The sequence below is a fragment of the Proteus sp. G2673 genome, assembly GCF_009915125.1.
In the GTDB taxonomy this organism is placed as follows: Bacteria; Pseudomonadota; Gammaproteobacteria; order Enterobacterales; family Enterobacteriaceae; genus Proteus; species Proteus penneri.
The window spans coordinates 513711-527949 of record NZ_JAABLT010000024.1 but is presented as its reverse complement, the minus strand read 5'-3'; the positions used below and the strand labels follow the sequence as shown (position 1 = coordinate 527949).

Genomic DNA, 14239 nt, shown 5'->3' with positions numbered 1-14239 from the left:
CACATAACACGTATCTCTTAGGTAAGGAGGTGATCCAACCGCAGGTTCCCCTACGGTTACCTTGTTACGACTTCACCCCAGTCATGAATCACAAAGTGGTAAGCGCCCTCCCGAAGGTTAAGCTACCTACTTCTTTTGCAACCCACTCCCATGGTGTGACGGGCGGTGTGTACAAGGCCCGGGAACGTATTCACCGTAGCATTCTGATCTACGATTACTAGCGATTCCGACTTCATGGAGTCGAGTTGCAGACTCCAATCCGGACTACGACAGACTTTATGAGTTCCGCTTGCTCTCGCGAGGTCGCTTCTCTTTGTATCTGCCATTGTAGCACGTGTGTAGCCCTACTCGTAAGGGCCATGATGACTTGACGTCATCCCCACCTTCCTCCGGTTTATCACCGGCAGTCTCCTTTGAGTTCCCGCCATCACGCGCTGGCAACAAAGGATAAGGGTTGCGCTCGTTGCGGGACTTAACCCAACATTTCACAACACGAGCTGACGACAGCCATGCAGCACCTGTCTCAGCGTTCCCGAAGGCACTCCTCTATCTCTAAAGGATCCGCTGGATGTCAAGAGTAGGTAAGGTTCTTCGCGTTGCATCGAATTAAACCACATGCTCCACCGCTTGTGCGGGCCCCCGTCAATTCATTTGAGTTTTAACCTTGCGGCCGTACTCCCCAGGCGGTCGATTTAACGCGTTAGCTCCAGAAGCCACGGTTCAAGACCACAACCTCTAAATCGACATCGTTTACAGCGTGGACTACCAGGGTATCTAATCCTGTTTGCTCCCCACGCTTTCGCACCTGAGCGTCAGTCTTTGTCCAGGGGGCCGCCTTCGCCACCGGTATTCCTCCACATCTCTACGCATTTCACCGCTACACATGGAATTCTACCCCCCTCTACAAGACTCTAGCCAACCAGTTTCAGATGCAATTCCCAAGTTAAGCTCGGGGCTTTCACATCTGACTTAATTGACCGCCTGCGTGCGCTTTACGCCCAGTAATTCCGATTAACGCTTGCACCCTCCGTATTACCGCGGCTGCTGGCACGGAGTTAGCCGGTGCTTCTTCTGCGGGTAACGTCAATTGATAAAGGTATTAACTTTATCACCTTCCTCCCCGCTGAAAGTACTTTACAACCCTAAGGCCTTCTTCATACACGCGGCATGGCTGCATCAGGCTTGCGCCCATTGTGCAATATTCCCCACTGCTGCCTCCCGTAGGAGTCTGGGCCGTGTCTCAGTCCCAGTGTGGCTGATCATCCTCTCAGACCAGCTAGAGATCGTCGCCTAGGTGAGCCTTTACCTCACCTACTAGCTAATCCCATATGGGTTCATCCGATAGCGCAAGGTCCGAAGAGCCCCTGCTTTGGTCCGTAGACGTCATGCGGTATTAGCCACCGTTTCCAGTAGTTATCCCCCTCTATCGGGCAGATCCCCATACATTACTCACCCGTCCGCCGCTCGTCAGCAAGAAAGCAAGCTTTCTTCTGTTACCGCTCGACTTGCATGTGTTAGGCCTGCCGCCAGCGTTCAATCTGAGCCATGATCAAACTCTTCAATTAAAAGTGTTTGATGCTCAAAGAAATCGAAAACTTAGCTATTCATAAATGAATTTACTTTTGTTGTTCACTCTTCAAGACTTGATACATCTAATATTTTAGAAGATATCGTCTCTGCGAGTGCCCACACAGATTGTCTGATAATTTGTTAAAGAGCAGTGCAACCTTCGCTGCCGTTTCCGGTCTTCTGCGTTGTTGCGAGGATGCGTATATTACGCTATTCCTCTGAAGAGTCAAGAGTTTTTTCAAACTTTTTTCTTTTCTCTTCACCGTCCTGCGTGGCTTGTTGTTTGCTCATCGCCGGTCAGTGGATGCGCATTATAGGGAGATCTCGGATTAGCGCAAGTGTTTTTTTAAAAAAACTTACCAAGCGAATGCTTTATAAGCAAACACCCCATATTGGTATAAAAAATAGACATCGTTTGTTTAAAAAAGTTTCAATTTTATCTGTGATTCTTAGCGATTTAACGGTTAAATCTTCATTTATAAATTAAGAGCATAAAAAAGAGGCTTAAATAAGCCTCTTTTCAGTTTCACGACATCTCTTATTACTATAGAGAGGATGCTCTATTACTGTTTTGCAATTATCTTATTATTGTCCAAATCTAAGATAATCTCTTTACCTGGTAATAATTTACCAGACAAGATGTCTTGAGCTAATGGGTTTTCAACCTCTTGCTGGATAGCCCGTTTCAATGGACGAGCACCATAAATTGGGTCGAATCCAACTTCGCTCAATTTCTCTAATGCAGCCCCAGTAATAGTAACGTGATAACCACGCTCTTCTAAACGCTGGTATAAACGACGCAACTGAATTTGTGCAATCGCTGCAATGTTTTCTTTGCCTAATGGATGGAATACCACAACTTCATCAATACGGTTGATAAACTCTGGTCTGAAATGATGGCCAACAACATCCATCACAATAGTTTTCATTTCTGGATAATCAATTGTCCCGAAACGTTCTTGAATTAAATCAGAGCCCAAGTTCGATGTCATAATCACAACTGTATTACGAAAGTCGACTGTTCTACCTTGTCCATCCGTTAAACGACCATCATCCAATACTTGCAATAAGATATTAAATACGTCTGGATGCGCTTTTTCAACTTCATCTAATAAGATGACTGAATAAGGACGACGACGAACTGCTTCTGTTAAATATCCACCTTCTTCGTAACCAACATATCCTGGAGGCGCACCCACTAAACGAGAAACGGAGTGTTTTTCCATAAACTCAGACATGTCGATACGAACCATTGCATCATCACTATCAAACAAGAAGTTTGCTAATGCTTTACATAATTCTGTTTTACCCACCCCTGTTGGTCCTAAAAATAGGAACGAACCAATTGGGCGATTAGGATCAGACAACCCAGCACGACTACGGCGGATCGCATTTGATACTGCACTTACAGCCTCAGCCTGACCAATAACACGTCTATGTAGCTCTTGTTCCATTCTGAGCAGTTTTTCACGTTCCCCTTCTAACATTCTAGATACAGGAATACCTGTCCAACGCGCTAAAATTTCAGCGATTTCAGCATCAGTGACTTTATTACGTAACAGCTTCATATGCTTATCTTCAGCTTTATTTGCTTCAGCAAGCTGTTTTTCTAATGTCGGGATTTGTCCATATTGGATCTCCGACATTTTCGCTAAATCACCACTACGACGAGCCTGCTCTAAAGCAATACGAGCCTGCTCTAATTCAGATTTAATATGTTGAGTGCCAGTAAGCTCTGCTTTTTCAGCTTTCCACTCTTCTTCTAAAACAGAATACTCTTTCTCTTTCTCAGCAAGTTCTTCATTTAGCATCTCTAAACGTTTTTTACTTGCATCATCAGACTCTTTTTGCAGTGCCTGTTGTTCAAGTTTGAGCTGAATGATACGTCTATCAAGTCTATCTAGTGCTTCTGGTTTTGAATCCATCTGCATACGTAGGCTTGCACCCGCTTCATCAATTAAATCAATTGCTTTATCTGGCAACATACGGTCAGAAATATAGCGATGAGATAAAGTCGCAGCTGCAACGATAGCTGGGTCTGTAATTTGAACATGATGATGAAGTTCATAACGTTCTTTTAGACCACGTAAAATAGCAATAGTATCTTCAACTGTAGGCTCAGCCACATACACTTTTTGGAAACGACGCTCTAATGCAGCATCTTTTTCAATGTATTGACGATATTCGTCAAGTGTTGTTGCCCCCACACAGTGTAATTCACCACGAGCTAATGCAGGCTTTAGCATATTTCCCGCATCCATAGCACCGTCGGCTTTACCTGCACCAACCATTGTATGTAATTCATCAATAAACAGAATGACACTGCCTTCCTGTTTAGATAAATCATTTAAAACAGCTTTTAAACGCTCTTCAAACTCACCACGATATTTAGCACCTGCTAATAACGAGCCCATATCTAAGGAAAGTACGCGCTTATTCTTTAAACCTTCAGGGACTTCACCATTAACAATGCGTTGAGCCAAACCTTCAACAATCGCCGTTTTACCTACACCCGGCTCACCAATAAGTACAGGGTTGTTTTTAGTACGACGTTGTAAAACTTGAATGGTTCTTCTTATTTCTTCATCACGACCAATAACAGGATCGAGTTTGCCTTGTTCTGCTCTTTCCGTTAAATCCACAGTATATTTTTTCAATGCCTGACGTTGGTCTTCTGCATTTTGATCGTTCACTGTTTCTCCACCACGTATTTTTTCAATCGCTATCTCAAGAGTCGCTTTATTCGCTCCGGCCGCTTTTAGCATGTCAGCAACTTGACCACCCGTTTCCATGGCAGCTAAAAGAAAGAGCTCTGACGAAATAAATTCGTCACCTTTTTTCTGTGCCAACTTATCGCACAAATTAAGGTGTTTAATTAAATCATTTGAGGGATGAACCTCTCCACCAGCACCTTCGACTTTAGGTAATCGAGATAAAGCATCATTAATTCGCTCATTAAATTGCGATGCATTAACACCTACAGATGTTAATAAAGGGCGAATTGAGCCACCTTGTTGATTAAATAACGCACTCAGTAAATGTATGGGTTCTATAAATTGATTATCGTTCCCAAGTGCCAATGACTGGGCGTCTGCGAGAGCTTGCTGGAATTTATTGGTTAATTTATCCAGACGCATAACACCTCCAAGTAAAATTTAAAGTAAAATTCGTAACTGGAGAATAGATGAGGTCATTTTGACAATATTCAAGCTCAAAATAAAAATTTTGAGCAAAAATATTTATCAGTATTTGAGATAAGTGAGAAAAACGGTTAAGAGAAGTTTATTTAATCCAGATTAATGACGCCATTCGACCTGTTATCTGTTCGCGTCTATATGAAAAGAAACGCGATTTCTCTGTCACAGTACAGAAATTACCACCGTAAATCTGAGTTACCCCATTTTCCTGTAAAATTATTCTCGCTAACATATAGATATTAGCTAAATATTTACCATTATGAGGAATAAATGCAGGATCAAAGGCCTTATTTTTTTCAATAAAGGCCAAACGGACTTCAGAGCCTACCTCAAAAGCAGTTGGCCCAATTGCTGGCCCTAACCATGCCATTATTTGATGTTTTGGTGCTTTAAACTTCGCTAGTGTATTTTGTAATACACCATGGCAAAGCCCTCGCCATCCACCATGAGCTGCGCCAACTTCTGTTCCATCAATAGTTGTAAAAAGAACAGGTAGGCAATCTGCCGTCATAATTGCACAAACTTTTTTCTCAGTAGCGGTATAAAGGGCATCACCTCGTACTTCATTATTTTTCTCAGTATTTAGCGTAACAACATGGGTACCATGAACTTGTTCAAGCCATAATGGCATTTCAGGCAGTTGAGCTTGCTGACAAAGTCTGCGTCTATTTTCTTCAACATCAGATAATTTATCACCAACATGAGCACCTAGATTGAGGCTATTATAAGGTGGCAGACTAACCCCCCCCTCTCTCAAGGTACTGCAAGACCCAATATTTTCAGGCTGTGGCCAATCTGGAAAAACCAATGAAGTCATTTACCAATCCATTTCATCTTTAAACTGTTCAACGTCAGCTTTTAGCACATCGATAAGCTTAACCATATCATCAGGTAATGGTGCATGCCATTCCATTTCAATACCTGTTATTGGATGATAAAGACGTAGCATCGTTGCGTGCAAAGCTTGTCTATCAAATAAACGTAACGTTTCTCGTAATTCATCTGAAGCCCCTTTTAAAGGGCGAGGTCTTCCTGCATAAAGCTGATCACCAATTAAAGCATGATGTATATGTGCCATATGAACACGAATTTGGTGAGTACGACCGGTTTCTAAACGTAAACGCAAACGTGTATGAGCACGGAAATGCTCCATAACACGATAATGTGTTACTGCAGGTTTACCCATTGGGTGTACAGCCATATGTGTACGTTTAGTTGGATGTCGAGAAATAGGTTCATTCACTAATCCTCCTGCTGTCATTCTTCCTGTTGCAACCGCTTCATACTCACGCGTGATTTCACGACGTTGTAAAGCTTCGACTAAATGCGTTTGAGCAGGAACTGTTTTTGCAACAACCATTAAACCTGTTGTATCTTTATCCAAACGATGGACAATACCAGCACGAGGTACATTAGCAATCTCTGGATAACGATAAAGTAATGCGTTTAATACGGTGCCATCAGGGTTACCCGCACCAGGATGTACAACAAGATCTCTTGGCTTATTGATAACTAAAATATCATCATCTTCATAAACGATATTTAACGGAATATTCTGAGGCTCCCAGCGAACATCCTCTTCAATTAAGGCATCGATTTCAATTTTTTCACCGCCAAGCATTTTTTCTTTTGGCTTATTGATGATTTTATCGTTAACCTGCACTCTATTGTCTAAGATCCACTCTTTTATACGAGATCTTGAATAATCAGGGAACATTTCGGCCAAAGCCTGATCTAAGCGTTGACCCAGCTGTGAATCTGCGACTGTAGCATTAAGTCGTATTTGTTGAGACATAAATAATTTTCTATTAATTAAGTTAGTGTTTTGACGGCACAGCCGTTTCATTTAAAATGAGTTATAGTGTAACCGATTTCAGGGGAGCTTCACGGAGAGACTCCCCAAACCTATTCAGAGGATAATCAATACGTGATGAGACGCATTAAATACCTAGTGGCAGCGGCCACTGTAAGCCTGTTACTTGCTGGCTGTTCGAGTTCAGACAAAGACGCTACTGCCGATATGTCGCCTTCTGAGCTTTACTCAACCAGTCAGGAAAAATTGCTAGATGGCAATTATGGAGCGGCTATCAAACAATTAGAGTCTCTCGATAATCGCTATCCTTTTGGCCCTTACTCGCAACAAGTTCAACTCGATCTGATTTATGCTTATTATAAATCAGCGGAACTACCAATGGCGATTTCGGCAATCGACCGTTTTATGCGATTAAATCCAACCCATCCTAATATCGACTATGTTCTTTATATGCGTGGCTTAACGGCTCAGGCATTAGATGATAGTGCATTACAAGGGTTCTTTGGTATTGATCGTTCAGACCGTGATCCTCAACATGCTATTGTAGCATTCAAAGATTTTAGTCAATTAGTTCGCTACTATCCAGACAGCCTTTATGCCGCTGATGCAACTAAACGTCTTGTCTTTCTTAAAAACCGTTTAGCGAAGTATGAGCTTTCTGTTGCAAAATTCTATACTAAACGAGGGGCTTATGTCGCGGTTATTAATAGAGTAGAGCAAATGATGCGTGATTATCCTGATACACAAGCCACTCGCGACGCGCTTGTTTATATGGAAAACGCTTATAAAGAATTAGGTCTGACACAAGAAGCAGAAAAAGTAGCTTCACTGATTGCAGCCAATCCAGCCTAATTAAAGCCTCACTATCAAAAACAGCAGCTTATCGCTGCTGTTTTTTTATTCTTTGCTAGCTAAATTGTCTTTACTTTTCATCAGCCCAACCTTCCTAATATGACCGAATAAATACAACTTAACAAGCGGTCTTTTTCAGCTATTTATCATTTGTCACGTTTTTATTACTAGTTACACATACATCTAACAAAAAGTGATTTTGATCATGTTTTAAATTGTGTATCACGATATTCTGAATTTATCGAAGATGGAGTAATAAAGAGGTAACTATATGATTATAAATATTACTAGCAAACAAATGGAAATTACCCCAGCACTACGAGAACACATTGAAAGCCGTCTAACTAAACTTAATAAATGGCAGGTGAATTTAATCAATCCTCATATTATTCTTACGAAAGATCCTAAGGGTTTTAGTGTTGATGCCAGCATTCATACTCCAAATGGGCAATTGGTCGCTAATGCACAACACGCCGATATGTATGTTGCAATTAATGACTTACTCGCAAAACTTGAACGTCAATTAAACAAAGTTCAGCATAAAAATGAATCTCGCCGGGCGAATAACAGCCTGAAAGAAGAGAATTTACTTGTCGATGAAATGTAAATAGTAAAGCAAGATTAAAAATTAGAATAAATCACTGACTCAAAACGCCTCTGCGCATCCTCGTGATGCGCTTTTTGTTGTATTTTTCTTGACTCCTTTCACATCATCATGTTTGATAGCGATATGTTAAATAATTTACCAATCAATATAATGAACAAATATCCACATTTGCCTTTCTTCTTTTTCTTTCTACTCTTTCATTAAGAGGCTTTGTCATTTCAGAAAGAAAAGTAAGAACGACAATAGCCTCCAAGTTGGAGGCTTTTTTATTTATGATGGTATGACATAACGGTATAGGGCTTAAACATGGAAAAACTCGATTTATTAGCAATCAGAGATAAAATTACAACGTTAGATTCAGAATTACTAACGTTGTTAGCAAACAGACGCCAATTATCTGCTGACGTAGCTCAATTTAAATTGAATACACATCGCCCTATTAGAGATAAAAATCGTGAGCGTGAATTACTTGATTTATTAATTGAGAAAGGAAAAAAAGTTGGGCTAGATGGTTTTTATATTAGTCGTATTTTTCAAATGATCATTGAAGACTCTGTATTAACGCAACAAGCCATTCTACAACAACATCTTAATGCAACCCCCAATGAATCAGCCAGAATTGCTTATTTAGGACCTAAAGGTTCTTATTCACATATTGCTGCCCGTCAATATGCAGCCCGCCATTTTGATACCTACGTTGATTGCACTTGTCAGAAATTTGATGACATTTTTACACTTGTCGATACAGGTCAAGCTGATTACGGTTTACTGCCCATTGAAAATACTAGTTCGGGCGCAATTAATGATGTTTACGATTTATTGCAAACAACATCAATCTCTATTGTTGGTGAAATTCGCATCCCTATTAATCATGCGCTTTTAACAAGTGTTGATAGCAGTACAGAAGAATTGCAAACTATTTATAGTCACCCTCAACCCTTCCAACAATGTAGCCATTATTTAAACCAGTATCCAAACTGGAAAATTGAATACTGTGAAAGTACCGCCGCTGCAATGGAAAAAGTGGCTCTCGCACAATCGCCACATATTGCGGCTATTGGTAGTGAAGCTGGTGGCTCTCTTTATGGTTTAAAACCTTTAGCTAATAATTTAGCAAACCAGCAAATAAACGTAACACGCTTTATTGTTATTGCACGAAAAGCCATAGATGTTTCAGAGCAAGTACCTGCTAAAACAACCTTCTTAATGGCAACAGGACAACAAGCAGGTGCATTAGTTGATGCATTAATGATTTTAAAAAAATACGACATTATTATGACAAAACTTGAATCTCGTCCTATTAATGGCACACCTTGGGAAGAGATGTTTTATATTGATGTTCAAGCAAATTTACGTGACATCAATATGCAAAAGGCCTTACACGATTTATCACAAACAACACGTTCATTAAAAATACTAGGCTGTTACCCTTCAGAAAATGTTGTTCCTGTTGAAGTAAAATAAACTCACTCGCAGATAAAAGCCAAATAGCATATAACTATCTGGCTTTTCTTTTTGGCTCTTATTTTAAAATTAATTATAAGAAACCATACATCGCAGCAAATACCCAGCCAAAGACACAGGAAACGGTTACACCAATTAACCCTGGTAAAATAAAGCTATGGTTAATAACAAAACGCCCTATTCGAGTTGTACCAGAACGGTCAAATTGAATTGCCGCTAAGTCACTAGGATAAGTTGGCAGAATATAATAACCGTAACAAGCAGGTGCCGATGCAATGATATAAGCAGGATCAACACCAATACCCAGTGCTAAAGGAACAATTGCAGCTAAAGCTGCCGCTTGAGAGTTAACAAACTTAGATACCAATAGTAAGACAACGGCATAAGCCCAAGGATATTCTCGTACTAATTGTCCTAATGCTGCTTCTATTTCTTTCATATGTGCAGAGAACATGGTTTCTGCCATCCAAGCAATACCATATACAGCAACAATTGCTATCATCCCTGAACGGAATACTTCATTTTTAGATATAAGAGACGGATTGGTTTTACAGATAATAATAATTGATGCGCCTGCTAATAACATAAACATCTGAATAACGAGCACCATAGATAACGGTTTGCCATTAAATACAGGACGTATTTCAGAAAAAGCACCTAATATTGCAACAACAGCAATTGCACCTAAAAATATCCACATTGCCACCCAGTTTTTCATAGGGAGCTTTTTATCTAGAAGTGTCGCTGTATCTCCATAAACATAATCATGGTTTTCAGGAACTGAAACAAACTCTTGGAAACGTTGGTCTTTATCTAAGTCTTTTCCTCTAAACCAGCTAAAGATACCAATGGCTAAAATACCGATAAAAGTAGAAGGTATAGTAATTGCCAATAAGTCTAAAAATTCAAGGTGTTTACCATTAAAAGTCACATCACCGAGCATTGCGACTAATGTAACAACGGCAACGGAAACGGGGCTTGCAATAATCCCCATTTGCGAACCGATTGTACTTGCTGCCATTGGTCTTTCAGGGCGAATATTATTTTTTATCGACACATCATAGATAATTGGCAATATAGTATAAACAACATGCCCAGTACCACATAATATTGTAAGAGTACAAGTTACGAGTGGTGCAACAATAGAAATATATTTGGGATTTTTTCGTAATAATTTTTCTGCTATTTGCAACATAACATCTAATCCACCAGATGCTTGTAATGTTGCTGATGCAGAAACAACGGCAATAATAACTAACATTACATCAACAGGTGGTTTTCCCGGAGGGAGATTAAAAACAAAAACTAAAATAACTAGACCTACACCACCTAATAAACCTAATGCAATTCCGCCCTTCCTAGCCCCATAAAATAGACACACTAATATAATGGCGAGTTGTATTAAAAAATCCATAAATTACCCCTTGAAAAACACGTCGGAATATAAATAAAAAATAATACAATTGAATTTTTAGCACTTCTTGCAAAAAAAAGAGTCTATAAAATATAATTTACGATAATTGTTATAATCATTTTTTTGATCATTGTTATAGTTTACATAATACCTTTCAATTTCATTCAGTTTTAAGATCTCATCAACAAATAACTTTTAACGAAGAGACAATATTGAACATTAATTATTATGTAATTAAACCAAGTAATAACAATTAAATAACAAGACATTACTGTATATAAAAATTAATAATTTCCAATTATCAAAAAACATTAAAATCCTATTAAAAATAGAAGTTTAATCACTTACTTTTCCGATATAACGTATACATGATTGGTTTACTTCTTATGAAATACCAGAGAGGTTGTTAGATAAAATAGAATTATGCTTTAAGCATAAATAGGATGGTTATATGAATAAATTTATATTATTGATTTTAAATGTAATTTTTATTTTTTTCACAGCAAATGCTTATGCATCACAAATTTCTTATTCTGAAGTAACAGTAAGTTCGATAAACCAGCTTCATTGTACTGTTAGCCCATGTCCTAATCCTAAGGATTATTAGATAATGCAGTAATAGAGAATTTTTTTGGCATATTAAAAACAGAATATTTTTATACTAAATAATTTAGAGATGTAGATGAATTAGAAGAAGAACTTTATGAATATATCAAGTATTACAATACTGAAAGGATCAAGATAAAATTAAAAGGACTGAGTCCAGTTCAATACCGAACTCAGTCTTTATCTAACTAATTTAAACAGTCCAATAAACTAGAGTCAGTTCACTTCACACAATTAATTGACTGTTTTTTTATAAAATGAAGCTTTAAATTATATTCGGCTATCATTTGCTTTTTGTAATAAGATTCCACTTTCTTTCATAAATTGAGAAGCATAATCACCAAACCAATAACTCACGTTATTAAACGAATGAACAAATTCACTCTTTGCATTTATATCTAATAAATCGATAGCTTGACCTAATGACTGATGATATCGACGAATTAATTCAATATTCTCTTTCGATGACAAAATAATATCAGCATAAAGTTGTGGATCCTGAGCAAATAGGCGCCCTATCATTGCCAATTCTAACCGGTAAATAGGAGATGAAAGCCGCAGTAAACTGGCTAAATCAACTTTTTCTTTTGCTAAATGCTGGCCGTAAGCAAAGGTTGTAAAGTGTCGAAGTGCTTGAATAAAACTCATATTTTTATCATGCTCTTCCGGCGTAATCGCCTCAATTCTTGCTCCCCATACCATTAATTGCTCTAACAACCATTCAAATTTTTGATGATTTCGTCCTTCACAATAAGCCACAACCTGCTTTGCTAAACTGGGCACATCAGGGCCAAACATTGGATGAAGACCTAAAACTGGCCCACTATGTGCTTTTAACATTGCATCTAAAGGTTGTTTTTTAATAGAAGCGAGATCCACTAACAAACAACTTTCAGGTAAAGGAGGAAGCTTCTCAATAACCTCAACGGTTAAATGGATAGGTACACTAATTATTACCATTCCTGCATTATCAAAAATAGCAGGTGATTTAGTTTGCCATTCATCAGCTTCTAAGCTTTCAACTTGATAACCAGAGAGTGTAAACAAACGAGAAAATAGTTTACCCATTTTCCCATTTCCGCCCACAATAACGATTTTACCCAATTGAGGATTAAGCGTTTTAAATCCCTTATCATTCTCTTTAGTATAGGATTCTCTCATTACTCGGCGTAACACATCTTCAATCAAATCTGGGGAAATCCCCATCATTTGAGCATCATTACGACGAGAAGCAAGCATAGAGGCCTCTCTATCAGGTGCATAAATCGGTAAGCCATAACGGTTTTTAACTTCTCCCACTTCAGCTACAAGTTGCATTCTTTTTGCGAGTAAAGAAAGCAGTGATTTATCTACCTGATCAATTTGCTCACGCAAATTTTGTAATTCTTCAGCCATCTATGCTTGCCTCTTTTTATTTATGATTAACTAACTTTTTTTAACTGTGCTTCACGCTGAGCCAGAATCGGGGAAAGTTGAGCATGTAAATTTCTTAACACTGATTCCGTTGTTTCCCAACTAATACATGCATCTGTTACTGAGACACCGTATTTCATTTCACTGCGAGGCTGCTCTGACGATTGATTGCCTTCATTAATGTGACTTTCTAACATAATACCAGTGATAGATTCATTACCTTTAGTAATTTGCTCAATCACTGAATCAACTACCGCCGTTTGACGACGGAAATCTTTATTAGAATTACCATGGCTACAATCAATCATTAATGATGGTTTTAATCCAGCTTTTACCATCTGAGCTTCACACTGAGCAACATCTTCTTCATGATAATTTGGTGTTTTACCACCACGTAAAATCACATGACCATCTGGGTTACCTTGTGTTTGCAATAAACAAACCTGCCCTGATTGATTAATTCCCATAAATCGATGTGGCATAGAAGCCGCTTTCATCGCGTTAATTGCAGTATCTAGATTACCATCTGTACCATTTTTAAATCCAACTGGCATTGAAAGCCCCGATGCCATTTCACGGTGAGTCTGAGATTCTGTTGTTCTGGCTCCAATAGCAGACCAACTAAATAAATCACCTAAGTATTGTGGATTGTTAGGATCTAACGCTTCTGTTGCTAAAGGCAAACCTAATTGCACTAGTTCAGTCAATAACTTACGGGCAATATGTAATCCTTTTTCCATTTCAAAGCTGCCATCCATAAATGGATCGCTGATTAAACCTTTCCAGCCAACAGTAGTACGAGGTTTTTCAAAGTAGACACGCATCACAATGTACAGGCTATCACTTAATTCAGAGGCTAAGACTTTCAGACGTTTTGCGTAATCTAACGCAACATCAATATCATGAATGGAACAAGGCCCACATACCACGAGTAAGCGAGGATCACGACGTTGGACAATTTCAGAAATTGTTTGACGTGACTGAGCAATGGCATGCAGATCATTGCGACTCAATGGGTATTTTTGTTTTAACTCTTCTGGAGTAATTAAAACCAGCTCTTCGCTGATATTCACATTATTGAGTGCGTCTTTTTGCATGATCATAATCTTTACCTTTTTATATCTGTCATTGTGATTTTTGTGTGTCTGAAAGATAAGATAACATGCGATGTAAAGAAATCAATCCATATTTTTGACATTTTCGATAAAATCGTAAACTTATGATTACACAAAAGGTAATGGTCAAAAATAAACAGTAAATAACAATAAGTTATAATAAATAAATAGAATAAAGATAATGTGATA

9 protein-coding genes, 1 rRNA gene, 1 pseudogene and 1 other annotated feature are annotated in these 14239 nt (G+C 38.6%); of the genes and pseudogenes, 4 read left to right on the top strand and 7 right to left on the bottom strand.

The genetic code is table 11. From position 1 onward, the window contains the following. Positions 1 to 22: 22 nt before the first annotated feature. The 4 genes from GWI59_RS17340 to rluD form a co-directional block, all read right to left on the bottom strand. Positions 23 to 1565 (bottom strand): 16S ribosomal RNA (locus tag GWI59_RS17340). Positions 1566 to 2132: 567 nt separating this feature from the next. Further along, positions 2133 to 4706, bottom strand: a complete 2574-nt coding sequence (gene clpB / locus GWI59_RS17335) for an ATP-dependent chaperone ClpB (RefSeq protein WP_109848495.1) — start codon at positions 4704 to 4706, stop codon at positions 2133 to 2135. 145 nt (positions 4707 to 4851) lie between these two features. Beyond that, entirely contained in the window at positions 4852 to 5583 is a 732-nt protein-coding gene (gene yfiH, locus GWI59_RS17330) for a purine nucleoside phosphorylase YfiH (protein ID WP_115065150.1), read from the bottom strand. Continuing rightward, positions 5584 to 6561, bottom strand: coding sequence for a 23S rRNA pseudouridine(1911/1915/1917) synthase RluD (gene rluD, locus GWI59_RS17325; protein WP_006534736.1), 978 nt, complete (start codon positions 6559 to 6561; stop codon positions 5584 to 5586). A gap of 135 nt (positions 6562 to 6696) precedes the next feature. Here rluD and bamD point away from each other — a divergent pair, with 135 nt between their 5' ends. The 3 genes from bamD to pheA all read left to right on the top strand — a co-directional run bounded on the left by bamD (position 6697) and on the right by pheA (position 9502). After that, positions 6697 to 7431 (top strand): outer membrane protein assembly factor BamD, encoded by a 735-nt coding sequence (bamD, locus tag GWI59_RS17320; RefSeq protein ID WP_006534737.1) that lies wholly within the window; start codon positions 6697 to 6699, stop codon positions 7429 to 7431. A gap of 271 nt (positions 7432 to 7702) precedes the next feature. Next, on the top strand, positions 7703 to 8038 hold the full coding sequence (gene raiA / locus GWI59_RS17315; RefSeq protein ID WP_006534738.1) for a ribosome-associated translation inhibitor RaiA: 336 nt from the start codon (positions 7703 to 7705) through the stop codon (positions 8036 to 8038). Between the two features lie 154 nt (positions 8039 to 8192). Next, positions 8193 to 8309 (top strand) — a sequence feature (Phe leader region). A gap of 35 nt (positions 8310 to 8344) precedes the next feature. Further along, positions 8345 to 9502, top strand: a complete 1158-nt coding sequence (pheA, locus tag GWI59_RS17310) for a bifunctional chorismate mutase/prephenate dehydratase (RefSeq protein ID WP_161671424.1) — start codon at positions 8345 to 8347, stop codon at positions 9500 to 9502. A gap of 73 nt (positions 9503 to 9575) precedes the next feature. Here the strand turns inward: pheA and GWI59_RS17305 are convergent, their stop codons facing one another. Continuing rightward, a complete protein-coding gene (locus GWI59_RS17305) occupies positions 9576 to 10916 on the bottom strand; it encodes an anaerobic C4-dicarboxylate transporter (protein WP_006534743.1) in 1341 nt (446 codons plus the stop codon). A 603-nt stretch (positions 10917 to 11519) separates the two neighbouring features. Here GWI59_RS17305 and GWI59_RS17570 point away from each other — a divergent pair. Then, a pseudogene (locus GWI59_RS17570) lies at positions 11520 to 11714 on the top strand (IS3 family transposase); the annotation flags it as partial. A 78-nt stretch (positions 11715 to 11792) separates the two neighbouring features. Here the strand turns inward: GWI59_RS17570 and tyrA are convergent. Both tyrA and GWI59_RS17290 read right to left on the bottom strand, forming a co-directional pair. Next, the gene (tyrA, locus tag GWI59_RS17295) at positions 11793 to 12917 is read right to left on the bottom strand and encodes a bifunctional chorismate mutase/prephenate dehydrogenase (protein ID WP_161725169.1); all 1125 of its coding nucleotides are present in this window, start codon (positions 12915 to 12917) and stop codon (positions 11793 to 11795) included. A gap of 26 nt (positions 12918 to 12943) precedes the next feature. Next, entirely contained in the window at positions 12944 to 14038 is a 1095-nt protein-coding gene (locus tag GWI59_RS17290) for a 3-deoxy-7-phosphoheptulonate synthase (RefSeq protein ID WP_109848498.1), read from the bottom strand. Positions 14039 to 14239: the final 201 nt, after the last annotated feature.